We start from the raw sequence: 23,888 nt of genomic DNA on the forward strand, positions 1-23,888 counted from the left end.
GTCCGCCCGCGTTGAAGTGCGTGGCTTCAATCTCGTGGTGCCCCATCGCGCGCCGATTGAAGCCACGTACCGATTTCGGGTGCGCGGCGTCCCTGACATCAGTCGGGAGCCGTCGGTCGGCTTGCTGATTGAAGTGACGGATTTCGCGCCCGCCGGGCAATCCACAGTGCGGATTTCATCCACAGAGCGAACTCGGCGGCGCGGTTCGGGCACGGCGGTGTCGGCCATTGTCGACAACATCGCGCCATGGGGGTTTTCATCGGCAGCGAGGCACTGGCCGCGGGGAAGGTCACCCGCAACGACCTGCGGCGGCACTACCGGCGCATGTTCCCGGACATATACGGACCCGCCGAGCCCACCGTCCGAGACCGTGCGCGCGGTGCGTGGTTGTGGTCCGGCCGGCGCGGCGTCGTCGCCGGCGTGGCGGCGTCGGCGCTGCACTGGGCGAAATACGTCGACGACGACGTCCCGATCGAGATGCTGTGGACGAATGGTCACCCGCCGAAGGGCTTGATCGCCCGGAACGAGTCGTACAAGGCGGACGAGGTCACCACCTATGACGGCATTCCGGTCACCACGCCGGCGCGGACGATCTTCGACCTGGGTCGCCACCTCGACCGCGACGAGGCGGTCGCGCGGATCGACGCATTGCTGTGGGTGGGCAGGGTCGGCTTGCGTGATGTTCAACCGATCGCTGCGCGGTATCCGTGGGCGCGCGGTCTCGAACAGCTCCGGATTGCTCTGGAGCTGGCAGACTGCGGCGCCGAGTCGCCGCCAGAGACGCGCGTGCGGTTGCTCCTCACCGACGCGGGTATGCGCCCGGCCGACACCCAGATCCCGGTTCATGACGGCAATCGCTTGATCACCAAGTTCGACATGGGCTGGAAGCACCTTCTGGTCGGGGTGCAATACGACGGAGGTCACCACCAGACCGATCGCGAGCAGTACGTCCGCGACCTGAAGGCGTTGCGCAAGCTGGAAGCGCTGAACTGGATCGTCATCAGGGTCATCAACGAGGACACCGACGATGACGTCCTGGCCCGGGTGGCGGCAGCCTTGTACCGCCGTGGGTGGCGGGCGGCGTAGAAGTACCTGAGCTCAATCAGCACGTCTGGGTCGGGCGGGCGGTTGAGCCCAGGGACCGTTTCAACGCTGCAGAAGTACGTGGCTTCAATCGCGCGTGACGAAGTACGGCGTGATTGAAGCCACGGATTTTCGTCACCTGATTTCCGTGCTGACCGGGACGCCGGCTGGGCGGGGTTGTCGGCAGCGTCGCGTCGTGGCGTGGCAGAAGCCGAGCAGAATCCGGGAGCAGACCCGTGGCAACGCGCCTGAATGAGTCAAAATAGTGGGATTGAGCTGCCGTTTTGGCAGGTGAAACAGCGAGACGGTAACCTCTTTAAGGCCCACGGGGTAGACGGTCGTAACCGGCAGTTCGAAACCGAGGGTCAGGCCCCCTTAGCTCAGTCGGCAGAGCGTTTCCATGGTAAGGAAAAGGTCAACGGTTCGATTCCGTTAGGGGGCTCGGTGGACATATGGCGAGCGGAGCGACGGAAGTAAAAATCCGCCGCTGCGCCGCCTGTGTCTGTCGGGGCGGTGTAGCTCAGCTGGTTAGAGCGCACGACTCATAATCGTGAGGTCGGGAGATCGAGCCTCCCCACCGCTACCAGCACAACAGAGATTCGAAGCGAAAGAGGCGAAGACGTGGCGTCGAGTACCGACGTACGGCCGAAGATCACCTTGGCCTGCGAGGTGTGCAAGCACCGTAACTACATCACCAAGAAGAACCGTCGCAACGACCCGGATCGTCTTGAGATCAAGAAGTTCTGCCCTAACTGCGGTACGCACCAGCCGCACAAAGAGTCGCGTTAGCCACTCGCCGTGGGTCTGGCGGACATTGTCGGTTTCCACTACCGGCATCCCGAGTGCTATGAGGTCGGGCGCGAGAAGATCCGTGAGCACGCGATCGCCGTTCAGAACGACGACGCGTCCTTCTACACGGAGTCTGCCGCGGCCGAGCTCGGCTACGACGTGCTGCTGGCGCCGCTGACTTTCATCAGCATCTTCGGCTACCAAGCGCAGCTCGCGATGTTCGGCGCGGCCGGTATCGCCATCTCGGACGCCCAGATCGTCCATGTGGATCAATCGCTGAAGTTTATGCAGCCCATCAAAGCGGGCGACAAGCTTTACTGCGACGTGTACGTCGACTCGTTCCGGCGGGCACACGGCACCGACATCGTCGTGAACAAGAACATCATCACGAACGATCGCGGTGAGGTTGTGCAGGAGGCCTACACGACCCTGGCGGGTCGGTCGGCTGATGAGGACGGACAGGGAGGATTCTCAGATGGCGCTTCGTGAGTTCAGTTCGGTCAAGGTCGGCGACGAGCTGCCCGAGAAGATCATCAAGCTGACCCGGCAGGACCTGGTCAACTACGCCGGCGTTTCCGGCGACCTGAACCCGATCCACTGGGACGACGAGATCGCCAAGCAGGTCGGTCTGGACACCGCCATCGCGCACGGCATGCTGACCATGGGCCTCGGCGGCGGCTTCATCACCAACTGGGTCGGTGACCCGGCTGCCGTGACCGAATACAACGTCCGCTTCACTGCGGTGGTCCCGGTGCCCAACGACGGCGTCGGCGCCGAGCTGGTCTTCAGCGGCCGCGTGAAGTCGGTCGACGAGGAAGCCAAGTCGGTGACGATCGCCCTTTCTGCTACTACCGGCGGAAAGAAGATCTTCGGCCGCGCCGTCGCGACCGCGAAGTTGGCCTGACATGGCTTTGAAGGCAAACATCCTCGGGATGGTCTACAAGTACCCCGAGGTATTCGTGGTGGGCCGCGAACAGGTCAAGCAGTTCGCCAAGTCGGTGAAGTCCGAGGATCCGGCATCCATCGACGAGGCCGCCGCGGCGGAACTGGGCCATGACAGCCTGGTCGCCGGTCCGACGTTCGTGTCGATCGTGGCGAACCTGGTGCAACAGGACTTCTTCCGCAATGTCGACGTCGGCATCGAGACGATGCAGATCATCCAGGTGGACCAGAAGTTCGTCTACCGCCGCCCGATCAAGGTGGGCGACCGGCTGCATGCCGAACTGGAAGTCATGTCGGTGGACAACCGTTTCAACGCCGACATCGTCGTCACCCGCAACACCCTCGCCGACGATGATGGCGACATCATCATGGAGGCCTACACCACGTTGATGGGCCACGAGGGCGACAATTCGGTGTCGGTGCGCTACGACCGCGAGAGCGGACAGGTGCTGCGCTCGGCCGTCGGAGCGGATTAGTAACTCAGACACGGGCCGATGTACACTCGGTCCTCGGGGATCCACCCTTTTCAGCGCGCTGTCCGTCGGTTACACATCGACCGATCGGGGAGCGCGCGAATTGTGTGAGGACCCAACTGGAAGCGCCGACCTGGTCGGTGCTGAAGGGGCGTAGCTCAATTGGCAGAGCAGCGGTCTCCAAAACCGCAGGTTGCAGGTTCAAGTCCTGTCGCCCCTGCTCAACTGAATACCGATGTGGACACTGGAATAGTGACCACCTGGAACAGACGAAAGGCATGCGGTGAGCGACGAGCGCGATAGTGCCGGCTCCGCAGGCGCCGGTACTGATGCGGGCACCGACGCGGGCGAAAGCGAGTCGCAGGGCCAGACCGCAGTTGTGACGCGCCCCGCGCGTCCGACCGGAAAGCGGGCCCGGCGGGCCGTCGAGGTCGACGAGTCCGAATCGGACGTCGAGACCGGCGACACGGACTCCGACGCCGACGACAGCGCGGCCGACGCCGGCAAGAAGTCCAAGCCGAAGAAGGCTGAAAAGTCCAAGAAGACGGGCCCCACCCGGAACCCGTTCGTGTTCGTCTGGAACTACCTCAAGCAGGTCGTCGCCGAGCTGCGCAAGGTCATCTGGCCGAACCGCAAGCAGATGATCGGCTACACGACCGTCGTGCTCGTGTTCCTGGTCTTCATGGTGGCGCTGATCGGTGGGGTCGACCTCGGTCTCGCCAAGCTCGTCATGTGGGTGTTCGGCTGACGCCGAGCGCCCGCCGGGACGAGCCCAAGAACGTAAGAGAGGACTGACTACCGTGACTTTCGATGGCGAGACACCTTCGGACGAGTCCGACGTGACCGCCGAGGCAGTCGAGTCGGTGGAGACCTCGGAAGAGACCGTGGACGCTGACGAGACCGTGGACACCGCCGACTCGGACGACGCCGCAGACGCGCCCGAGGCGGGCGACGTGGTCGTCGACGAGACGGTGGAACCCGCCGCCGAGGAGCCCGAGGACGAGGATCCCGCGGTCGCGCTGAAGAAGCAGCTGCGTCGTCAGGCAGGCGAGTGGTACGTCATCCACTCGTACGCCGGTTACGAGAACAAGGTGAAGGCCAACCTCGAGACCCGCGTGCAGAACCTGGACGTCGGCGACTACATCTTCCAGGTCGAGGTGCCGACCGAAGAGGTCACCGAGATCAAGAACGGCCAGCGCAAGCAGGTCAACCGCAAGGTGCTGCCGGGCTACATCCTGGTGCGCATGGACCTGAACGACGAGTCGTGGGGCGCCGTGCGCAACACCCCGGGGGTTACCGGGTTTGTCGGCGCGACCTCGAAGCCGTCGGCGCTGTCGCTCGACGATGTCGTGAAGTTCCTGCTGCCGCAGGGTGCCGCGAAGAAGCCTGCCAAGGCGACCGCGGCTGCCGCGGCATCGGGTGCCGACAGCGAAGCCACCCTGGCGCGTCCGGAAATCCTGGTCGACTTCGAGGTCGGCGAGTCCGTCACCGTCATGGACGGTCCGTTCGCCACCCTGCCCGCGTCGATCAGCGAGGTCAACGCCGAGCAGCAGAAGCTCAAGGTGCTGGTGTCCATCTTCGGACGCGAGACGCCGGTCGAATTGACCTTCACGCAGGTCAGCAAGATTTAATCGCGAGCCTCGGCTCCCGGTTAGCAGGAACGTAGTCGCGCCGCGACTACCTAGAAAGGAACACCACACCAATGGCCCCGAAGAAGAAGAAGGTCGTCGGGCTGATCAAGCTTCAGATCCAGGCCGGCGCGGCCAACCCCGCCCCGCCCGTGGGTCCGGCGCTCGGCCAGCACGGCGTCAACATCATGGAGTTCTGCAAGGCGTACAACGCCGCGACAGAAAGCCAGCGCGGAAACGTCATCCCCGTCGAGATCAGCGTCTACGAGGACCGCACGTTCACGTTCGTCCTGAAGACCCCGCCGGCCGCCCGGCTGCTGCTCAAGGCTGCGGGTATCCAGAAGGGTTCGTCCGAGCCGCACAAGACCAAGGTCGCCAAGATCAGCTGGGACCAGGTCCGCGAAATCGCCGAGACCAAGAAGGACGATCTCAACGCGAACGACATCGACGCCGCCGCCAAGATCATCGCCGGCACTGCCCGGTCGATGGGCATCACCGTCGAATAAGTAGTTCGACCCAAGCAATACCGCGGGAGGGCCCGCTTCGGCCCGCTAACCGCGACCTCTGAACTGGAGATTCAAATGAGCAAGAACAGCAAGGCATACCGCGAAGCTGCCGAGAAGGTGGACCGCGACAACCTGTACACCCCGCTCCAGGCCGTCAAACTGGCCAAGGAGACGTCGTCGAAGAAGCAGGATGCGACCGTCGAGGTTGCGATCCGGCTGGGTGTCGATCCTCGTAAGGCAGACCAGATGGTGCGTGGCACCGTCAACCTGCCGCACGGCACCGGTAAGACCGCCCGCGTAGTGGTGTTCGCGGTTGGTGAGAAGGCCGAGGCCGCTGTGGCCGCCGGCGCCGATGCCGTCGGTAGCGATGACCTGATCGAGCGTATCCAGGGTGGGTGGACCGACTTCGACGCCGCGATCGCGACGCCGGACCAGATGGCCAAGGTCGGTAAGATCGCCCGCGTCCTCGGCCCGCGTGGTCTGATGCCGAACCCGAAGACCGGCACGGTCACCCCGGACGTGGCCAAGGCCGTGTCCGACATCAAGGGCGGCAAGATCAACTTCCGTGTCGACAAGCAGGCCAACCTGCACCTGATCATCGGCAAGGCGTCGTTCGACGAGGTCAAGCTGGCCGAGAACTACGGTGCCGCGCTGGACGAGGTGCTGCGTGCCAAGCCGTCGTCGTCGAAGGGCCGTTACCTGAAGAAGGTCACTGTCTCGACGACCACCGGCCCGGGCATCCCGGTCGACCCGGCCGTCACCCGGAACTTCACCGAAGAGGCCTAGGCCGAATCCGCTTTCACAACGGACCCCCGTACGACTTCGGTCGTGCGGGGGTCCGTTGTTGTCAGACGTAGAAGGATCAGGCCGCCGTGCTGTGGTCGGTCGGTATGGGCGCAGCCCCGGCGTCGACGAACGAGCGGACAGTGCGGCCGATGTCGGCGATGGCTGTCCGAGCCTCGGGGAGGATGTCGGCCAGGGCCTGGAAGACGTGTGGCGCGCGTTCCCAGATCTGCACAGTGCAGGGCACGGCGGCCTCGCGGCAGCGCTGAGCCAGTTGCTCGACGTCGGCGAGGAGCACTTCGGTTGAGCCGACCTGGATGAAAACCGGTGGGAGACCGGTGAAGTCGTGGTTGGCCGGCGACCACAGCGGATCCAGTTCACCGCCCACCGCGAAGCCGACTCGGGCGAGAACTGACAGCGAGAACGCCGACAGCACCGCATCCTTCGGATCGTTGCGATGAGCTTGTCGCTGTGCGGGCTCGAGATCGGCCCATGGCGCGATGGCGACGATGCCGCCGGGCATCGGCATTCCGCGTTCGCGTGCCGCCAAGGCCGTCGCAAAGGTGATTCCGCCGCCGGCGGAATCACCGGCAAACACGATCTTTTCGGGAGCGAAGCCCAGCCCGAGCAGGTGCTCATACGAATGGAGGGCGTCGGCGACGGTTCCCGTGAGATGTGCGGCCGGGAGTTGCCGGTAGTCCACGTTGAGCAGTGGGACGCCCGCGGCGTGGGTGATACGTCCAGCCAGCCGGCGATGGCTGTGCAGACCGCCCGCGACGAAGGCGCCGCCGTGGAAATAGAGGATCGCACCGCCGTTGGGATCATCGGGACCGGCTATTGACTTGTGCCACAGCCATTCTGCCCGGAATCCCGGCAATTGGACGGCTCGGCGACGGGTGCCGCGTCGGGCTCGCAGTGGGAGTGTGACGAGTTCGGCGAAATTGGCGATGCGGAAGGCGGGTGAGCCGCGCAGCGGACCGCGGTCGGCCAGCACCACAATCCTGTCCAGCGCCGGCCGAATCGTTCGGCGGCCCAGAGTGTCTGCGACTCGCAGCGAGAGGCTCACCCGATTGGGCAGCTCGATGGTCACGCAATCGGTGGCGCTCATGCGCGAACACTCTCGGTCGTGGAAGGCATTTCATAGCGGTAGTCGTCGAGCGGGAACTTGCGGTTGCCACGGCTCGCTTCGAAGAAACCCGAAGGGCGGATGTAGGTGGTGTCGCCCTGCGAATTGCGGTAGTAGGTCGGCACATGCCCGTTGAGGTCAGCCAGGTAATAGCGCAACAGTTCGGCACGTTGGTAGGTCGTGCGGTGGTAGGCGTCTGCGGCTTCCTGTCGGATTTCGCAGGTGTGCGCTCCGCGGCGATGGGTCTCCGTGATCGCGCGGACCGCGTGGTCCGCCGTCATCTCGACGAAGGCATGCCAGCCCGACCCGGTCCACGAGTACGGGCCGCACAGCGTCCACCGGTTGGGCAACCCGGGCACCGAGACGCTCTCGTACGCCTGCAACCCTTTCTCGTTGTAGAACTTGGCGAGGTCGAAACCATTGCGGCCCAAGATAGTTCCCGGACGGTATGTCTCCGGGTCGGAGAACACCTCGTAGCCGGTGGCCAGGATCAGCACGTCCAGCTTGTGGAGAATTCCGTCACGGGTCCGAACCCCGGTCGTCGTGATCTTCTCGATGGGATCGGTCACCAGCGACACGTTGGCTCGGTTGTAGGCCTGCAGGTATCCGTTGGACATCGTCGGCCGTTTGGCGAGCAGACCGAAGTCCGGTGTCAGCTTCGCGCTGGTTTCCGGGTCGTGCACCGTCCTGGCCACAAATCTGCCGTAGCCGCGGATGCACCACGCGTCGACGCGGTCCAGCGTCGCGTGCGAGGTCCGCAGCGCCCCGCGAAGAATCAGGTCGACCACGACGAGGACGCCGCCGTGAATCGTGGCCTGCACACCGGGAACAGCCAAGAGTTTCTTCATCGCCAGGGGAACCTGGAAGTCGGGCTTGGGAATCGACCACACCGGGGTGCGCTGAAACACCGTGAGGTGACCGACCTCCGGAGCGATCGCCGGAATGATCTGCACCGCACTGGCTCCGGTACCGATGATGCCGACGGCCTTGCCGGTCATGTCGTAGTCGTGATCCCAATCGGTCGGCCGTTGCACCTTGCCTTTGAACGATTTGGCGCCGGCGATCCCGACGTCCTCTCTGGGCCGGACGAACGCACCGACCGCGCTGATCACGAACCGCGCGGTGATGACGGAGCCGTCGGCGGCGTGCAGCTTCCAGAAGCTGCCGGTGTCGTCCCACTCCTCCCGCTCGATGTTGGTGTTGAATCGGATTCGCGAGTACAGCCCGTATTTCCGGGCGACGTCGACGTGGTACTGCTTGACCTCCGCGCCTTTGGCGAAGAATCGATCCCAGTTCGCGTTGCGGGCGAACGAGTACTGGTACGCGATGGTCGGGATGTCCACGCCCAGACCTGGGTAGTGGTTCTCATGCCAGCTGCCGCCGACATCGTCGGCGCGCTCGAGGATGACGAAGTCGTCGATACCGGCCTTACGGAGCTTCACCCCTGCGGCGATCCCGCCGGGCCCTGCTCCGATGACGGCGACCGCGAATTGCGGTGTCGTACTCATACGCTCACACCTTCGGGTGACTGCACGGTATTGCGGGTGAAGCGGTAGTCCGACAGTGGGAAATGCTTGTTGGCCCAGCGCATTTCCAGCACCGTGGTCGGACGGAATGCCGCGGCGTCGCCGTGATGATTGAGGTAGTAGGTGTTGGAGCCGCCGCACGCAGAGGTCATCAGTGGCGTGCCGGCGACGCGCTTCTGCATGTCGGCGAAGAAGCGGTCGTGCGGTTCCTGCTTGACTTCTACACGTGTGGCTCCGCGTTGCCGCGCCTCGGTGATGACGCGCACGGCGTGGTCCCCGGTCGACTCGATCAACACCAGATACGAGCCCGGCGCATAGGCGTACGGCCCGATGACGAGGAAGGCGTTGGGGAACTTCGGCGCCGAGACGCCCTGGTACGCCTGGTAGCGGTTGGCTTCCCAGAACTCGTTGAGGTCCACGCCGCCACGGCCCAGGGTCGGGAACGGCGGGGTGCTGCCCTTGGCCATGACCTTGAATCGGTGGCGCACACCAGCACATCGATGTCGTGCGCCGCGCCGTCTTCGGTGAGCACCGCATCGGGGGTCACCTTATCGATCGGCTCGGTCACGAGATCGACATGCGGCAGGTTGTACGTCTTGAAGTACTCGTTGTGCATCGACGGCCGCTTGCAGCCCAGCAGGTATTTCGGGGTGAGCTTTTCCCGCGTCACCGGATCCTTGACCTGGGTGCGCATCCAGAGCTTCAGCGCGGCTTCGACGCCGCGGATGACCGGTTGCATCCGCCGCCCGTGCAGCATGCCCGCACCGATGCCGATCTCGACACCCGCCAGTCCGACCGCGCGCAACGGCGCGCGCAGTACCGGGGTGCCCAGCACCGCCTTGGTGACCCGGCCAGTATTCCAATCCAGCTTGGGGGCGACCCAGATCGGGGTGCGCTGGAACACCGTGAGGTGGGAAGCGACTTTCGCGACCTCCGGAATCAGCTGCAGCGCACTGGCGCCCGTGCCGATCACGCCTATCCGCCTGCCCCGCAGATCGACACTGTGATCCCAGGCGGCGGTGTGCAACACCGTCCCGCCGAAGCTGTCGATGCCCGCGATATCCGGCAGGTTCGGCACCTCCAGTCCGCCGATGCCCGCGATGATGAACCGGGAAGTCAGCTCACCGGAACCGGTACCGACGTGCCAGATGTCGTTCGCCTCGTCGAACCGGCACCCGGTGACCGTGGTGTTCAGGCGCAGCTTGGGCCGCAGCCCGTGGGTGTCCACGACGTCCTCGGCATAAGCCTGTATTTCGTGGCCGGGTGCGAACAACCGTGACCAGTCGCCTTTTTGGTGATAGCTGAACTGATAGATGAACGACGGGATGTCGACCGCGACGCCGGGGTAGCGGTTGGCGTTCCACGTCCCGCCGACCTTGTCCCATTTGTCGACGATGACGAAGTTCTCGATTCCGGCCTGCCGGAGCCGGACTCCGGCATTGATACCGCCGAAGCCCGCACCGATGACGACGACCTCGAATTCGGGGCTGGATGTCATTGCCGTACCTCCTGTTTCCCGGTCAGTCGGGTGAGGGCTTTATTGGCGAGCGGGAGCACGGACTCGAGGCGATCGAACGAGGCCCGCGCGAGCAGCTCTCGAGTCAGACTGGGTGAGAACCGGAACAGCCCGTACAGCAGCCAAGACTCCGGTGCCACAGGCACAATGGCCGAATTCCAGCGAACCGCCCGCTCGATGACCCGGGCGACCTTTTGTGGCGAGGTGTACGCGTACCGCTGGATGCCGCCCGCGCTCTCGCGCCAGGCTGCCTGTTCGTCCGCGGTGAGCCCGGCTCGCTCGCCATTGGCGAGCAGGTTGGTACGGATGGCGCCAGGGCAGATGGCGGTGACACCGATCCCTTTGCCGCGCAATTCGACTCGCAGCGCCTGCGAGGCCATCAGGACCGCCGACTTCGCGACGCCGTAGGCGGGCTCGAGCCCGGACGGGAAGTATGCGGCCGCCGACGACAGATTCACGATCTGGCCGCGAATTCCGTCATCGATCATCTGTTGCGCGAACACCCGCGATCCGTAGATGACGCTCATCAAGTTGATGTCGATCTCACGCTGCCACTGGGCGGCGCTCATCTCGACGAACCCGCCGAGGTCCATGACGCCCGCATTGTTGATCAGCACGTGGGGCGCGCCGAAGTGGGCAAACATCCACTCGCCGAAGGCCTCCCACTCGTCTTCGATGGCCACGTCCAGCCGGTAGGCGACGGCTTGGCCGCCCGCGCCGACGATTTGCTCGACCGTTTCCTTCGCGGCCGGCATGTCGATATCGGCGACGACCACCCGACCGCCCTTGGCGGCGAACAGCTTTGCCGTCTCGCGCCCGATGCCGGCCCCCGCGCCGGTGATGATGACGTTCTTCACTATTTGCCTCCGAAGAGCTTGCCGGACAACGCAACGGCTTTGTCGGCGATCGACATGGTGAACAGGCCGTACAACCCGCGGGCGGTGCTCGGCGACAGGCGGTACAGGTACCAGCCGGCCCAGGCCTCGATGCCGACCGGCACCGTGGATAGGTTCCAGCGCACCGCGCGTTCGATCGCAGTTGCCACGCGATCCGGGGAACGGCCGAAGTGACGATGACCGGCGGCGAGCTTGGACGTCCATGCCGAACTGTCCGGATCACTGACCCCACCGCGAGTTCCGTTGGCGGCCAGGCTGGTTCGGATCAACCCAGGACAGATCGCGCTGACGCCGATGCCCTTGTCCCCGAACTCGGCACGTAGCGCCTGCGTGCCGAACCACGCTCCGGCCTTGGCGACCACGTACGAGGGGGCGATGGGCGTGGGCATGAATGCCCCGACCGAGCACACATTGACGATGTGACCGCGCGTGCCGGAGCCGACCATGCGCTGCACGAACAATCGAGACCCGACCAGCGGGCTCATCATGTTGATCTGGATCATCCGCCGCCAGTCCGCGTTGGTCTGTTCCAGGAATCCGCCGCCGATCAGGATGCCCGCGTTGTTGACCACGACATCGGGCACTCCGTGCTCGGCGCAGACCCAAGCGGTGAATTCCTCCCAGTCGTCGAGGTCGGCGACGTCGAGTCGCCGGAACGCGGCGCTGCCACCGGCGTTCTCGATCAGCTCGACCGTCTCCCGGCCGGTCTGTTCGTTGATGTCGGCCACGACGACCGCGGAGCCGCTGCGCGCGAACCGCAGCGCTGTCGCGCGGCCGATGCCGCTGCCGGCGCCCGTCACCACTGTCACCGCCACGGTCGACACCTTTCGGCCGTGCTGGTCGGGGTGTGCGCATCAGTCATGATCGACTCCTTGCTGCTTGCATTTCGGATAGTAGACATATTCAAAGAATGAAACAATCTCTAATTTCGGACGAGTGGGAGTGGGCGGTGATCACCCCGCCGGGCACGGCGCCTCCGCGGCCGGACGGTGGTCCGAGTCGAATCGGCCGCCTGTCGGCACGGGGAACGCGCGAAGGTATTGGTTTGTAGTGCGTATTCGCTGCCTACGTCGACAAGGCGGCGCGGCTGCCCTCGGTGTTTCGCGGCTGGTCTACGTGAGACGAGTAGTCGTAACTGTCGAGGTCGAACGTCTTGCTGGCCAACCACAGGGAGACTCCGGACACCGGCCGGACGAACGGTGCGTCCCCGTGGCGGTCGAAGTAGTAGCTGTTCGCTTGAGTGCAGCTGGGCTGCACGAAGACGGTGTGGGCTGCCTTTTTCCGCATGCTGCGCATGTACTTGTCGTGGTGGTCCTGCTTGACCACCATGCGGGTCGCTCCCCGGCGCCGCGTCTCTTCGAGGCAACGCATGATGTGACGGCAGTTGGCTTCGATGATCGAGAACCATGATGCGCCGGCCACCGACCACGGTCCGTTCATCAGCCAGAAGTTCGGGGCAATGGGTGTCGAGATGCCCTCGAAGTTCTGGTATCGATGCTCGTCCCAGAAGGCGCCGAGCTCTACGCCGTCGATCCCCACGACCGGGAAGGCCGGCACCGCGCCGAGTTGGAGGATGTTGAAACCCGTTGCCAGCACGAGCGTATCGACAGCGTGCTCAGTCTCGCGGGGCTCGCCCGACTGCGGGTCGCGGGTTTGGGTGACGATGCCGTGTGCGGTGATCCGGGCGATCGGGTCGGTGACGAGCGCAACGTCGTCACGGTTGAAGGAGGTCAGGTAGCTGTTGGAGAACGACGGCCGTTTACATCCGAATGCGTATGCCGGAGTGAGCTTTTCGCGCACTTCCGGATCTGTCACCTGATTCTGCAGGTGCCGGCGGCAGATGCGCTCCAGGGAGCGAACCAGGAACGGCAGCCGCGTGTGGTAAACGATGCCCGTGGTGAAGATGAAGTCGGAGATCGCGGTGGTGATGGCGCGGACCGTGTCCTGAGTGAGCGGGGCGGCGGCGAACGTTGTGCGGATCCACGGCGGGATGGCGGTGTCGAACTTCGGCATCACCCAGATGGGTGTGCGTTGGTACACCTCCAGATGTGCGGCCCTCTCGGCAAGAATCGGCACCAACTGGAGCGCGGTGGCACCGGTTCCGATCACTGCCACCCGCTTGCCGTCGATGGCAACGGAGTCGTCCCACCGGGCAGTGTGCACCAGTTCGCCGCGAAAATCGTTGATGCCCTTGATGTCCGGATTCTTCGGCTGATCGAGTGGGCCTACCGCGCCGATCAGGAACCGCGCGGTGATCACGTCGCTGCCGGTGTGTAGGCGCCAGACATTCTCGTGTTCGTCGAACACCGCCCGATCGACCTTGGTGCGCAACTGAATGTGCGGTTCGAGGCCGTACTTGCGCACGCAGTGCTCCGCGTACTGCTTGAGCTCGGCACCGGGTGCGAACAGCCGCGACCATGATGGGTTGCGCTCGAAAGAATAGGAGTATGTGGTTGACGGGATGTCAACGGCGATACCGGGATACCGGTTGTGGTGCCACACTCCACCGACCCCGTCGGCGGCATCCAGAATGCGGAAGTCCCGGAACCCGGCCCGCCTGAGCTGAATGCCCAAACCGATTCCCGAGAATCCGGCGCCGACTACGGCGATCTCGTGATCGACCATCAGATTGCTTCTCCCTTGAAGTTCACATTTCGGATAGTACCCATATACATATTGTGGCACAATATGAAATTTCGGTGCGGGGCGCGACGTCGAATCCCCGGCACGCCGAAGCGGTAGTCTTGCCACTCGGCGGTGAATGGTCGGCGTAGGGCGGAGGGCGCAGTGGCGGCTCGGAAGGTGTTGACTCGCGCGGAGAGTCAGGCTCGGACGCGCCAGGACGTGCTCGACGCGGCGGCGCGGCTGTTTCACGCGAACGGCTATCACGGCACATCCATCGCGGCGATCGCAGCCGAGGCCGGCCGCACCATCGGCGCCGTCTACGGCAACTTCGCAGGCAAAGAGGAGCTCTGCCTCGAAGTCCTCCGCGCGCGGTACCTCGCGGAGGTCGGCAAACTACTGGAAACGCTTGTCGGGGAACCGGATTCGATGGAGGGCCGATTCGATCTGCTGACGCTCTGGTGGACCCGGTTGTCCTCGGACATCCCGCTCACTGTGCTCACCTCGGAGTACGTGTTGAGCACGTTGGCCGACCCCGACCAGACCGCGGGTACGCGGGAAACCATCAATCGGTTCCGGGATTCGCTCCGGGTAATGGTCGAGGACCTGATCGCAGAAGGCGTTGATCCAGCGGACCCGCGCGTGGGCGAAGCAATCGATGCCATCATCGCCACCGGCACGGGGCTGGCGCTCTGGCAGGCGATAGGCATGATCGACGCCGATCAGAGCGCGGCGCTGCTGGTCAGCACGTTGCGAATGTGGATGGATACGTTGACCACTCCGCACGCGGTGGATGACAAGCCTGCGCCGACAAAGTCCAAGCCCAAGCCGGCCGGCACCAAGAAGGTGCCCGCGAAGGCCACGCGGGCCAAGAAGGCGACCTCGCCCAAGCGCTGAGTTGTGCTCCAGCGGTATCGTGCCCCGACATCCGGCGATCCCGTGGTTGCCCGGTGCCGGGATCTGGCAACCTCGACACATGTTCGTGCGAACCCTCGCGGTGATGTTGGGAGCCGCGCTCGCAGTGAGTGATGTCGGCACGGCCTCGGCGACACCACAGCCTGCCCCGCCCCCGGTGTCACCGCAGGCCGCCGCGGCCGGACTCATCGACGTCCGGACCGTCGTCCCCGACGCGGTGATCGACCTGCGCTACGCCACCCCCAACAACTTCGTCGGCGTCGCGCTGTACCCAGCCGATGCCCGCTGCCTGATCCACGAGTCCATGGCGCCGGGGCTGGCCACCGCCGCCCGGATACTGCGCGCGCACGGCGAGGTGCTGACGTTCTGGGACTGCTACCGCCCGCATGACGTGCAGGTGCGGATGTTCCAGGCGGTGCCCGACCCCAACTGGGTCGCCAAACCCAGCCAGTTCGCGCGCAGCCACGAGTCCGGCCTGTCGGTGGACGTGACCATCACCGGCGTCGACATGGGTACCGATTTCGACGACTTCACGCCGCGCGCCACGGCCTACGCGACCGTGGGAGTCACCCCCGCGCAGCAGGCGAACCGCGCGCGGCTGCGCGACGCCATGGTCGCCGGCGGGCTGACCGTCTACCCGGGGGAGTGGTGGCACTTCAACGGGCCGGGCGCATCGGAGCCGCGCCCGATCCTCGACGTGCCGGTGAACTGAGTCAGCCGGCGACCAACTGCGCCAGCAGCGCCCGGTGGTCGGAACCGGGCACCTGCAGCGTCCGCAGCGACGTGGCCACGTACCCGCGCGTCAAGATGTGGTCGACGGCGAAAACCGGCGGCGCGACGATGTCGGACGGATGAGTGCGCACCACACCGGCACCGGCCTGCGCGCCGGCATCCTGATAGCCCTGCCGCAGCAGCCGGCGGAACTCGCGCATGTCCGGCGTCGCGTTCAGGTCACCGGCCAGCAGCACCGGGCCGGTGCTTGCCCGGGCCGCCGTCAGCAACGTGCCGGCCAGTCGCGCCAGGTCGTCGCGCCAGCCTTGGAGCGGATCGGGCCACGGCGCGGACAGGTGGACGGTCAGCACCCGGGTGGGGGCGGGCGCCCCGGGCACGTGGACGTCGGCGGCCAGCATTCCCAGCCAGAAGCCGTCATCGATGCGGACGTCACTGATCGGGTGGCGGCTCCACAGTCCGACGCCACCGGGCTCGTCCATCTCGCGCAGCGCCCGGTGCGGGAACAGCCGGTCCAGCCCGGCGGCCTCCAGCCGCGCCAACGCGGCGGGTGTAAGTTCCTGCAGCGCAACGATATCCGCGCTCGCCTCGGCGTACCGGACGACGGCTTCGGCATCGGCCCGGCCGTAGCGCAGATTCGCCGACAGGAACCGCAGCGCCGTCCCCGACGGTGCCTTCGCGCGCCGGAACAGGGGCAGTTGCACGACGGCGGCGGCGACGGTGATCGCGACGGCGATCGCGGTCAGCGGCCAGTTTCTCGCGACACCCGACAGGGCGGCCCCTATCGGGGCGCCGATGAACAGGTAAGGCGCACTGGCGGCCAGCGCCAACAGCGACCTGTTGACGACCGGAATCCACCGCATCGCGAGTGCGGCCGCGGCCGTGCAGAGCGAAAAGGCTCCTGCGTACGTCAGAACCGACTGCCACATCGCGATGATTCGCCTCCGTCGTTCTCTGGTTCGGGCCGCCGCCATACGTCAAGCCATTGTGGAAAATGTACCGGACGTATGTTCTGCCCATGTTGGCGACTTTGGCAACCGTAATTCGTATTTGCTGAATTCGGTAATTACGTGTGCTATACAACGCACGTGCGGAGATTTATTGGAAAATTCTGTCAAAAGTCTATCAGGCGACTGTGAACGAATATAGGCGTTCAACCAGGTTGTTGACCATAGGTATGTTTATTTCTCTAACGGTTCCGCAGATTTTTTGCCGGTAATGGAGGTAATGTCTCCGCCATTCATCGACGGCCTTGTAACAATTCGCTGGCCAGTCGTTCGGGGTGAGGAGGCTGGCATGTATTGGTCGCTGCGCGGATTGGTTCGCGCCTGTGCGTTCCGCGGCATTACCGCGATGCTCCCGATCGCGCTGATGTGTGCATATGCGCCGCCGAGTGTGCCGTCGAATCTGACTGCTCAGATCGAGCCCACGGCGGAGATCGTGTCCGCGCCGTCGACCATCGGGATCGCCGACTCGGGGCTGTACGGACAGACCCAGGCGCAGATCGACCAGACGCTCGACACGCTGCAGTCCATCGGGGTTCAGGACATCCGCGTCTTCGTGCCATGGATCTTCGTCGAGCCCGCGCAGGGCACCTACAACTGGTCCTACATGGACATGGTCATGCAGGCCGCGGCCGACCGGAACATGGGCGTCATGGTGGAGATCGCCAGCACGCCGACATGGGCGGGCTCTTCGACGTCCATCACGGGTGCCGGCACACCGGACCCCGCCACGTACGCGTCATTCGCGGCCGAGGTGGCCAAGCGCTACGGCTCGACCATCTCGGCATACGAGATCTGGAACGAGCCGAACTACGTGCTGTCCTCGGATCCCATCGACGCGACCGCCTACGCGGCGCTGCTCAAGGCGGCCTATCCGGCGATCAAGGCAGTCGACCCGACCGCCACCGTGGTCGCCGGTGCGCTCGGCAGTGTCATCAGCTTCGGCAGCATCACGCTGGACCCGGTGACCTTCGTCAAGGAGATGCTGGCCGCCGGCGCCTCCGGCTACTTCGACGCGTTGTCGTTCCACCCGTATCAGGAATCGCTGCTCTTCTCGTCGGGCGCCGGCGTCGCGAATTCCCCGCTGACGCAACTGAATACCATCTATCAGCTCCTGCAGCAGTACGGCGACGGCAACCTCAAAATCTGGATCAGCGAGTTCGGCGCGTCGACCAACGACGTCAGCGAGCAGACCCAGGCCGACCTGATCAAGAACCTGATCGACACCTGGCAGACCCTCGCGTATGCCGGGCCGGTGTTCATCTACACGGCGCAGGACGGCGTCGCCGGTGCGGACGGCTTCGGCATCTACAACGCCGACTGGACACCGAAGCTGGCAGTCGCCGTCATCGAGGCCGCGATCAAGGAGTACGCCAGCAGTGCGGCCGGCGGTGTCGGCTCGACAGTCGGCGGCATCGTTTCCGGGGTGACGGCGATCGCCCAGTCCCTGGCGAGTCTGCTGAATTCGATCAGCCTGGCGATCCAGGGTGAGTTCCAGCAGCTCGGCAAGGCCATCAACGCCTGGGTGACGGCCGTCAGCTCCCACCTCAGCGGAGTCCTGCCGTCCGCCACGCCACTGGCCGCGAAGGCGTTGGCTGCAAAGACCGCCACCACCACTGATACATCCGCCGCGACGACGGCCGCGGCCGAGTCCGACGGAACCACGTCGACGGCAACCACGTCGACGGCGACCAAGGTGAAGAAGCGTGCCAAGGCCGCCGAGTCGACCACGTCGACCACATCGACGACCGCCGACGGCACCGTGGCATCGGACACCGCTGCCGACGGCAAGACGTCGGATACCGCTGCGGCGGGCAAGGCATCGGATACCGCAGCGGCAGGCACGGCGTCGGATACCGCCGCGTCGACTGATCCGTCCGGCAAGACATCGGTCACCGCCAAGCCGCGCAAGGCCGCCGGATCGAGCGCGCACGCCAAGGGTGCGCGTGACAAAGCCGCCAAGTCGGACACATCAGGCGATGAGGCGTCGACCCCGCCCGTCGTCGAGAAGCGCTCGCACCGTCACGGTGACGCAAGCGCGAAGTCCTCGGCATCCGCCAACTGATCCCGAAACGAGTAGCGCCCCCGACCTCGGGTCGGGGGCGCTACTCGTCGAAAATGCTTACGCGGCTTCCTTTTCCTTGGTGTAGGTCACCAGGCTGACGTCGAGGCACTCGTCGAGGAAGTAGTACTGGCAACCGGTCAGATACTTCATGTAGCGGTCGTAGTTCACCTGGCCGGAGATCGCGATCGCCTCGTCCTTGTGGTGCTCGAGGTTGGCCGCCCAGACGCCGAGCGTCTTGATGTAGTGGTTACGCAGCGACAGCGGCTCGGGGACGTTGAAGCCGGCTTTTTCGCCGTGATCGATCATCATCTGGGTGGTGGGCAGGCGACCGCCCGGGAAAATGTCGGTGGCCATGAACTTGATGAACCGCGCCATCTCGAACGACACCTTCTTGCCGCGGGCCGACATGTCGAACGGGTGGTAGCTCACACTGCTCTGGATGGTCATGCGTCCATCGGCGGGCATGATCTCGTAGCAGTTCTTGAAGAAGTCGTCATAGCGCTCGAAGCCGAAGTGTTCGAAGGCCTCGATCGACACGATGCGGTCCACCGGCTCGTGGAACTCTTCCCAGCCCTGCAGCAGCACCCGGTGCGAACGGTCCGACTCGGTGTTCCTCAGCAGTTCCGTGCAGAACGCCTGCTGGTTCTTGCTCAGCGTCAGACCGATGACGTTGACGTCGTACTTCTCCATGGCGCGCTGCATCGTCAGGCCCCAGCCGCAGCCGATCTCCAGCAGCGTCATGCCGGGCTTGAGGTCCAGCTGTTCGAGGTGCTGGTCCACGTTGGCAAGCTGCGCCTGTTCCATCGTGACGGTAGGTCCGGTGAAGTAGGCGCAGCTGTACTTGCGGGAGTTGTCCTGGAAAAGTCCGAAGAAATCGTCAGACAGGTCGTAGTGGGCTTGGATGTCCTCGAAATGCGGCCGCATGTCCTTGGCCCCAGTCGAATCCTGAATCATCTGTAACACCTTACTTGACCTTCCTCACTCAGTGGTGATGCCGGTCACTAAATCACAATCGTGACCGCACAATACCTGGCCACCGAACGATTCCTTGACGTTGGTGTAACGCGCCGTCACGGTCAGTCCGGGCAGCAAACGTAACCGCTTCCGCGCGGGAAGCCGCGTTCATCACTCCAGCGTGGCGGCAGCTGTGACCGGACTGATACGTCTATGGAATTTCGGCAAATGTGGTTGCCAGTTCGCCGGCGATGTCGTCCCAGAGGGGCTCGGGCAGGTCGTGACCCATGCCGTCGAACAACACCAACCGAGCGCGCCGGATCGCTTTGGCCACTGCTCGACCACCGCTCGGTCTCATCAGTTTATCGGCCCGACCATGGATGACGACCGTGGGGACGGTGATCATCTCGTCGTACCGCCGCAGGCTGCCGCTGCCCAGGATGGCCCCGAAGTGCCGGGCGACGCCGACGGGGTAGTACGAACGGTCGTAGCTCTCGGCGGCGTCGGCCCTGGCTTGCTCGAGCGGTGTCGGGTAGCCGGGGCTGCCGATGATGCGGCCGACGTTGACGGCGTTCGCGATGACACCGTCACGTGACGTGTCCTGCGGGCGGGTCGTGATGGCCTTGAGTTGCTTCGGGCCGGGCGGCGGCAACAGCGGCTGGTTGTTGCTGGAGAAGATGATGCCGAGTGTCTTGGTCCGGTGCTGGTAGCGAGCGGCGAAGACCTGCGCGATCATGCCGCCCATCGACCCGCCGACGATGTGTGCCTGCTCGATCTCCAGGTGATCCAGCAGCGCGGCGGCGTCGTCGGCCATGTCCTCCAGCGTGTAGACCGCTTCACTGCGCAGGCCCGCGTACGACCGCAGCATCCGCGGCAGCAGTCCGGCGCCGGAGTGCCTGCCCTCGATCTTGGTGGACAGGCCCACGTCGCGGTTGTCGAACCGGATGACCCGGTAGCCCTTTTCGACGAGCTTGTCGCAGAAGCCTTTTCGCCACAGCAGCAGCTGCGCACCCAGGCCCATGATGAGCAGGACCGCCGGATGCTCCGGATTTCCCATGTCCTCGTAGGCGATGTCCAGGTCGCCAGAGCGGGCGAAGCCGGTCCGGACCTCGGGGGTGGTGTCTCGTTCGGGCTGCATGGGCCTAGTCCTCGGATTCTTCGTGATTCATGGTCGGATGCGGCCGGCGGCCTACTCCTCGGCGTTCTTGTGGTCGCGGCTGATATCCACCATGAAATTGGCGAAGTAGCCCTTCAGCTGCGGGTCGCTCATCATCTGCCACCGCGGCGCCAGCAGCTTCATGTACCGCTCGACGTAGAGGAACTGCTTGCCGATCAGGACCAGCTCGCGCGGCAGCTTGACGTCGTACGCGTCGGCGAGGGTGGACAATTGCTTGCCGATCTCGGCGTAGGACAGGTCGCCCAGCGACTTCATGGTGAGCGGCGTGGTGAAGGCCTCCAGGTCCTTGGCCGCCTGGCCTTCCGGCTTGACCGTGCCGACTGCGCCCATCATGACGACGATCCGGCCGGCCGCGGCGTGATCCTTCGAGACCAGCAGCGCGTAGACGAGTTCGCGCAGCAGCCACCGCGTCCGCGGGTCGATGCGGCCCATGATCCCGAAGTCGAAGAAGACGATCTTGCCGTCCTTGTCGACGTGGAGGTTGCCGGCGTGCAGGTCGCCGTGGAACAGGCCGTGCTTGAGGCCGCCCTCGAAAACGCTGAACAGCAGGGCCTTGACCAGTTCCTCACCGTCGAACCCGGCCTTGCGGATGGCGGCGGCGTCGTCGATGCGGATGCCCTCGACGCGTTCCATGGTCAGCACACGCTCGCTGGTCAGGTCCCAGTAGACCTGGGCCACCCGGATGTTCCGGCCCAGCGGCGAGGCGTGCATGTGCGCCACCCAGGCGTCCATGGACTGCGCCTCGAGCCGGAAGTCGAGTTCCTCGGCGAGGTTGTCGGCGAAGTCGGCGACCACGTCCTGCGCGGAGAGCCGCTGGCCCAGCTTGGCCAGCTCGGCGATCTGCGCGCCGCGCTTGAGAATCTGCAGATCGGCGGCCACGCGGCGGCGGATGCCCGGGCGCTGGATTTTGACGACGACCTCTTCGCCGGAGTGCAGCGTCGCGTAGTGCACCTGGGCGATGGACGCGGAGGCGAAGGGCTCGTCGTCGAAGGTGGCGAAGAGGTCGGCCGGGTCGCCGCCGAGTTCTTCGCGCAGCAGCTTGTGCACCTCGTCCTTGTTGGCGGGCGGAACCCGGTCGAGCAGGCTGCGGAACTCGCGGCTCAGCGGCTCGCCGAAGGCCCCGGGGCTGGACGCGATGATCTGGCCGAGCTTGACGTACGTCGGCCCCAGATCGGAGAAGGCCTTCGGGACCTGCTTGATCACCTTCTGCTGCAGGCTGCCCTTGGTGAAGGCACTGCCGACGACGCGGACGCCGGTCCGGGCGATTTGCCAGCCGGTGGCCCCGATGCGGGCGGCTTCGACGGGCAGCGGCACCCGGTCCAGCCGGGCGCCCTCACGGTGCGGTGTCTTCGAACCCATTGATGAAGTGTCTCAAAACCGCGGGTACTGCCAAAAAGGTGTGCCCTGCGTCACTCCTTTTTCGGCGGCGCGGGTCAGACGAAGACGCTCTCGATGTCGGCGCGGCTGCGGACCGGGTCGCTGCCCGGCACGTACGCCGGGACGGTGTGCGGTGCCAGCTCCGGGTCGACCCCGCCTTTGACGCGGGCCTTGGCCTGACGGAATTCCGGGAACGGTCCGGCGGCGGTGTGCAGGCCATTGATGATCGACCACACGATGGCGCGGCGGGCCGTGCGCTCGATCGGGTTGGGGTCGGTGTGGCCCAGCAGCTGCTTGGCCCACGTCGGCATGGTGTCCCGCACCGCCCAGTCGACGGCGCTCTGCGGTATCGGCAGGTTCGGGCCGGTGGCCATGGCGGCACCGTGCGTCAGCGCCAGCTTCGGGAGATAGGACTTCAGGCAATCGAGGGTCTCGGCCTTGGTGGTGGGCAGGTCGGTGCCGCCGAGGGCGTGGCCGACGCGGATGAACTCGCCGTAGTAGCGGTCGAGTTTCTTGCCGCGCAACGGGTTCGGGTGGTAGAGCTCGTGCGCGGTGGCCAGGCCCCACACAACGGTCGCGTAGTTCCAGCGCAGCCAGTCCGGGTCGTCGGCGTCGTAGGCGGCGCCGTCCGGGCGGACCCCCTTGATGGTGTGATGCATGGCGCGCACGGTCCGGGCCAGGTTTTCGGCGGTCTCGGTGCTGCCGTACCCGGTGCCGATGAAGAACGCGATGGAGTGGCCGAGCCGGACGGCCGCGCCCTTGGGGTCGATCACCGGGACGGCCTCGCCGTTGTCGTCGCGTTGGACCAGTCGCGAGTGGTGCATGCCCATCCAGTAGATGGACGGGTCGAGGCGCTCGATGAACGCGGCGCACTGCAGGCCGAAGACCAGGGCCTCGGTGTGGGAGTGCACATGCCAGACGGCGCTGCCGGGACCGAACCAGCCCGGGTCTCCGGCGGGGCCGGCGAACTCCATGCCCCGGAAATAGTTCCGCCGGATGGTCTGGTCGAACCGGTGCTGAAGCTGGTGCTCGATGAACTGGTGTGGCAGGTACACGTCAACCCCTTCTGGTCACGGTCGTAACCAGAATAGTATTTGGTGACGGGTGTGACCAGACCTAGGCTGTAGGGATGTCGACACCGACCAGGTGGGCGGGGGTCCCGCTCGACGACCGCCGCGCCGAGCGGCGCGGGCTACTGGTCCACGCGGCGTTCGAATTGTTCGGCTCCGGTGGTGAGACGGCGCTGTCGGTTCGCTCGGTGTGCCGCGAGTGCGGGCTCAACACCCGCTACTTCTACGAAAGCTTCGACGGCATCGACGACCTGCTGGGCGCCGTCTACGACAAGGTCAGCATCGAACTGGCCGCCATGGTCGACGCCGCGATCACCGTCGCGGGCGACTCGGTGCGGGACCGGACCCGCGCCGGCATCGCCGCGGTGCTGGGCTTCGGTTCCGCCGATCCGCGGCGCGGGCGGGTGCTGTTCACCGAAGCCCGCGCCAACCCCGTGCTGACCGCGCGCCGCGCCGTCACGCAGGACCTGTTGCTCGACGCGGTCCTCGCCGAGGGTGGCCGGCTCCACCCCGGTTCGGATCCCGTCGCCGCGCGCGTCGGTGCGGCCATGTACACCGGCGCCATGGCCGAGCTGGCCCAGCAGTGGCTGTCCGGTGCGTTGGGCACCGATCTGGATGTGGTGGTCGACGCGGCGCTGGCGCTGGTGCTGCGCCGAGAGTGACGAAATGGCTGCCGCGGGGCGTCCGCGGGCAGCCATTTCGTGGAT

Annotated in this window: 23 protein-coding genes, 3 tRNA genes and 1 pseudogene; 16 read left to right on the forward strand and 11 right to left on the reverse strand. The window is 65.3% G+C overall.

The window, feature by feature from the left end:
* Window positions 1–246 precede the first annotated feature (246 nt).
* The 12 genes from G6N46_RS23695 (at window position 247) to rplA (ending at window position 6,207) form a co-directional block, all read left to right on the forward strand.
* Window positions 247–1,086: a type IV toxin-antitoxin system AbiEi family antitoxin gene (locus G6N46_RS23695; RefSeq protein WP_138250518.1), complete on the forward strand. Its 840-nt coding sequence runs from the start codon at window positions 247–249 to the stop codon at window positions 1,084–1,086.
* 366 nt (window positions 1,087–1,452) lie between these two features.
* Window positions 1,453–1,525: transfer RNA gene (locus tag G6N46_RS23700), tRNA-Thr, on the forward strand.
* A gap of 67 nt (window positions 1,526–1,592) precedes the next feature.
* Window positions 1,593–1,669, forward strand: a tRNA-Met gene (locus G6N46_RS23705).
* 35 nt (window positions 1,670–1,704) lie between these two features.
* On the forward strand, window positions 1,705–1,872 hold the full coding sequence (rpmG, locus tag G6N46_RS23710; protein WP_003881823.1) for a 50S ribosomal protein L33: 168 nt from the start codon (window positions 1,705–1,707) through the stop codon (window positions 1,870–1,872).
* 9 nt (window positions 1,873–1,881) lie between these two features.
* Window positions 1,882–2,361 carry a (3R)-hydroxyacyl-ACP dehydratase subunit HadA gene (gene hadA / locus G6N46_RS23715; protein ID WP_138250517.1) on the forward strand — a complete coding sequence of 160 codons (480 nt, stop codon included), beginning with the start codon at window positions 1,882–1,884 and terminating at the stop codon, window positions 2,359–2,361.
* Window positions 2,348–2,776, forward strand: a complete 429-nt coding sequence (gene hadB, locus G6N46_RS23720; protein WP_138250516.1) for a (3R)-hydroxyacyl-ACP dehydratase subunit HadB — start codon at window positions 2,348–2,350, stop codon at window positions 2,774–2,776. Before hadA ends, hadB begins: the two co-directional genes overlap by 14 nt.
* Before the next feature lies 1 nt (window position 2,777).
* The gene (gene hadC, locus G6N46_RS23725; protein ID WP_138250515.1) at window positions 2,778–3,290 is read left to right on the forward strand and encodes a (3R)-hydroxyacyl-ACP dehydratase subunit HadC; all 513 of its coding nucleotides are present in this window, start codon (window positions 2,778–2,780) and stop codon (window positions 3,288–3,290) included.
* Between the two features lie 144 nt (window positions 3,291–3,434).
* Window positions 3,435–3,507 (forward strand) — tRNA-Trp (locus tag G6N46_RS23730).
* A 63-nt stretch (window positions 3,508–3,570) separates the two neighbouring features.
* Window positions 3,571–4,035 (forward strand): preprotein translocase subunit SecE, encoded by a 465-nt coding sequence (gene secE / locus G6N46_RS23735; RefSeq protein ID WP_138250514.1) that lies wholly within the window; start codon window positions 3,571–3,573, stop codon window positions 4,033–4,035.
* A 52-nt stretch (window positions 4,036–4,087) separates the two neighbouring features.
* Entirely contained in the window at window positions 4,088–4,918 is an 831-nt protein-coding gene (gene nusG / locus G6N46_RS23740; protein ID WP_174814086.1) for a transcription termination/antitermination protein NusG, read from the forward strand.
* A gap of 71 nt (window positions 4,919–4,989) precedes the next feature.
* Window positions 4,990–5,421 (forward strand): 50S ribosomal protein L11, encoded by a 432-nt coding sequence (gene rplK, locus G6N46_RS23745; protein ID WP_138250513.1) that lies wholly within the window; start codon window positions 4,990–4,992, stop codon window positions 5,419–5,421.
* Between the two features lie 75 nt (window positions 5,422–5,496).
* Complete coding sequence (rplA, locus tag G6N46_RS23750; protein ID WP_061001845.1) at window positions 5,497–6,207, forward strand: 50S ribosomal protein L1; 711 nt, start codon at window positions 5,497–5,499, stop codon at window positions 6,205–6,207.
* A gap of 76 nt (window positions 6,208–6,283) precedes the next feature.
* Here rplA and G6N46_RS23755 read toward each other — a convergent pair whose 3' ends face one another.
* From G6N46_RS23755 to G6N46_RS23780, 6 genes and pseudogenes are all read right to left on the reverse strand, one after another.
* Window positions 6,284–7,312, reverse strand: coding sequence for an alpha/beta hydrolase (locus G6N46_RS23755; RefSeq protein WP_138250512.1), 1,029 nt, complete (start codon window positions 7,310–7,312; stop codon window positions 6,284–6,286).
* Window positions 7,309–8,838 carry a flavin-containing monooxygenase gene (locus G6N46_RS23760; protein WP_138250511.1) on the reverse strand — a complete coding sequence of 510 codons (1,530 nt, stop codon included), beginning with the start codon at window positions 8,836–8,838 and terminating at the stop codon, window positions 7,309–7,311. Before G6N46_RS23760 ends, G6N46_RS23755 begins: the two co-directional genes overlap by 4 nt.
* A pseudogene (locus tag G6N46_RS23765) lies at window positions 8,835–10,354 on the reverse strand (flavin-containing monooxygenase). Before G6N46_RS23765 ends, G6N46_RS23760 begins: the two are co-directional and overlap by 4 nt.
* Window positions 10,351–11,229, reverse strand: a complete 879-nt coding sequence (locus tag G6N46_RS23770; RefSeq protein WP_133425354.1) for an SDR family NAD(P)-dependent oxidoreductase — start codon at window positions 11,227–11,229, stop codon at window positions 10,351–10,353. The pseudogene G6N46_RS23765 and the gene G6N46_RS23770 overlap by 4 nt, the downstream one beginning before the upstream one ends.
* Window positions 11,229–12,083: an SDR family NAD(P)-dependent oxidoreductase gene (locus G6N46_RS23775; protein WP_138250510.1), complete on the reverse strand. Its 855-nt coding sequence runs from the start codon at window positions 12,081–12,083 to the stop codon at window positions 11,229–11,231. Before G6N46_RS23775 ends, G6N46_RS23770 begins: the two co-directional genes overlap by 1 nt.
* A gap of 250 nt (window positions 12,084–12,333) precedes the next feature.
* Window positions 12,334–13,893, reverse strand: coding sequence for a flavin-containing monooxygenase (locus tag G6N46_RS23780; RefSeq protein WP_133425352.1), 1,560 nt, complete (start codon window positions 13,891–13,893; stop codon window positions 12,334–12,336).
* A gap of 219 nt (window positions 13,894–14,112) precedes the next feature.
* Here G6N46_RS23780 and G6N46_RS23785 point away from each other — a divergent pair, with 219 nt between their 5' ends.
* Complete coding sequence (locus G6N46_RS23785) at window positions 14,113–14,787, forward strand: TetR/AcrR family transcriptional regulator (RefSeq protein WP_138250509.1); 675 nt, start codon at window positions 14,113–14,115, stop codon at window positions 14,785–14,787.
* A gap of 79 nt (window positions 14,788–14,866) precedes the next feature.
* Complete coding sequence (locus tag G6N46_RS23790) at window positions 14,867–15,517, forward strand: M15 family metallopeptidase (RefSeq protein WP_138250508.1); 651 nt, start codon at window positions 14,867–14,869, stop codon at window positions 15,515–15,517.
* A 1-nt stretch (window position 15,518) separates the two neighbouring features.
* On the opposite strand, the gene G6N46_RS23795 is transcribed toward G6N46_RS23790, so the two are convergent.
* Entirely contained in the window at window positions 15,519–16,463 is a 945-nt protein-coding gene (locus G6N46_RS23795; RefSeq protein ID WP_138250507.1) for an endonuclease/exonuclease/phosphatase family protein, read from the reverse strand.
* A gap of 367 nt (window positions 16,464–16,830) precedes the next feature.
* Between G6N46_RS23795 and G6N46_RS23800 the strand changes: the two genes are divergently transcribed.
* Window positions 16,831–18,603: a cellulase family glycosylhydrolase gene (locus G6N46_RS23800; RefSeq protein ID WP_163692982.1), complete on the forward strand. Its 1,773-nt coding sequence runs from the start codon at window positions 16,831–16,833 to the stop codon at window positions 18,601–18,603.
* A gap of 57 nt (window positions 18,604–18,660) precedes the next feature.
* Here G6N46_RS23800 and G6N46_RS23805 read toward each other — a convergent pair whose 3' ends face one another.
* From G6N46_RS23805 to G6N46_RS23820, 4 genes are all read right to left on the reverse strand, one after another.
* A complete protein-coding gene (locus tag G6N46_RS23805) occupies window positions 18,661–19,557 on the reverse strand; it encodes a cyclopropane mycolic acid synthase family methyltransferase (protein ID WP_138250505.1) in 897 nt (298 codons plus the stop codon).
* Window positions 19,558–19,768: 211 nt separating this feature from the next.
* On the reverse strand, window positions 19,769–20,695 hold the full coding sequence (locus tag G6N46_RS23810) for an alpha/beta fold hydrolase (protein WP_138250504.1): 927 nt from the start codon (window positions 20,693–20,695) through the stop codon (window positions 19,769–19,771).
* Window positions 20,696–20,746: 51 nt separating this feature from the next.
* Window positions 20,747–22,093 (reverse strand): ABC1 kinase family protein, encoded by a 1,347-nt coding sequence (locus tag G6N46_RS23815; RefSeq protein WP_138250503.1) that lies wholly within the window; start codon window positions 22,091–22,093, stop codon window positions 20,747–20,749.
* 74 nt (window positions 22,094–22,167) lie between these two features.
* Entirely contained in the window at window positions 22,168–23,166 is a 999-nt protein-coding gene (locus tag G6N46_RS23820) for an oxygenase MpaB family protein (protein WP_138250502.1), read from the reverse strand.
* Between the two features lie 74 nt (window positions 23,167–23,240).
* On the opposite strand from G6N46_RS23820, the gene G6N46_RS23825 reads away from it, so the two are divergent.
* Window positions 23,241–23,843 carry a TetR/AcrR family transcriptional regulator gene (locus G6N46_RS23825; protein ID WP_138250501.1) on the forward strand — a complete coding sequence of 201 codons (603 nt, stop codon included), beginning with the start codon at window positions 23,241–23,243 and terminating at the stop codon, window positions 23,841–23,843.
* Window positions 23,844–23,888: the final 45 nt, after the last annotated feature.

The organism is Mycolicibacterium phocaicum (assembly GCF_010731115.1).
GTDB lineage: Bacteria > Actinomycetota > Actinomycetes > Mycobacteriales > Mycobacteriaceae > Mycobacterium > Mycobacterium phocaicum.

Coding starts and splice junctions, on each gene's coding strand:
- G6N46_RS23810 (WP_138250504.1), bottom strand. CDS start 20,695: ATGCAGCCCGAACGAGACACCACCCCCGAGGTCCGGACCGGCTTCGCC.
- G6N46_RS23795 (WP_138250507.1), bottom strand. CDS start 16,463: ATGTGGCAGTCGGTTCTGACGTACGCAGGAGCCTTTTCGCTCTGCACG.
- hadC (WP_138250515.1), top strand. CDS start 2,778: ATGGCTTTGAAGGCAAACATCCTCGGGATGGTCTACAAGTACCCCGAG.
- hadB (WP_138250516.1), top strand. CDS start 2,348: ATGGCGCTTCGTGAGTTCAGTTCGGTCAAGGTCGGCGACGAGCTGCCC.
- G6N46_RS23780 (WP_133425352.1), bottom strand. CDS start 13,893: ATGGTCGATCACGAGATCGCCGTAGTCGGCGCCGGATTCTCGGGAATC.
- G6N46_RS23825 (WP_138250501.1), top strand. CDS start 23,241: ATGTCGACACCGACCAGGTGGGCGGGGGTCCCGCTCGACGACCGCCGC.
- rplK (WP_138250513.1), top strand. CDS start 4,990: ATGGCCCCGAAGAAGAAGAAGGTCGTCGGGCTGATCAAGCTTCAGATC.
- G6N46_RS23695 (WP_138250518.1), top strand. CDS start 247: ATGGGGGTTTTCATCGGCAGCGAGGCACTGGCCGCGGGGAAGGTCACC.
- rplA (WP_061001845.1), top strand. CDS start 5,497: ATGAGCAAGAACAGCAAGGCATACCGCGAAGCTGCCGAGAAGGTGGAC.
- G6N46_RS23805 (WP_138250505.1), bottom strand. CDS start 19,557: ATGATTCAGGATTCGACTGGGGCCAAGGACATGCGGCCGCATTTCGAG.
- G6N46_RS23755 (WP_138250512.1), bottom strand. CDS start 7,312: ATGAGCGCCACCGATTGCGTGACCATCGAGCTGCCCAATCGGGTGAGC.
- G6N46_RS23760 (WP_138250511.1), bottom strand. CDS start 8,838: ATGAGTACGACACCGCAATTCGCGGTCGCCGTCATCGGAGCAGGGCCC.
- G6N46_RS23800 (WP_163692982.1), top strand. CDS start 16,831: ATGTATTGGTCGCTGCGCGGATTGGTTCGCGCCTGTGCGTTCCGCGGC.
- G6N46_RS23815 (WP_138250503.1), bottom strand. CDS start 22,093: ATGGGTTCGAAGACACCGCACCGTGAGGGCGCCCGGCTGGACCGGGTG.
- G6N46_RS23790 (WP_138250508.1), top strand. CDS start 14,867: ATGTTCGTGCGAACCCTCGCGGTGATGTTGGGAGCCGCGCTCGCAGTG.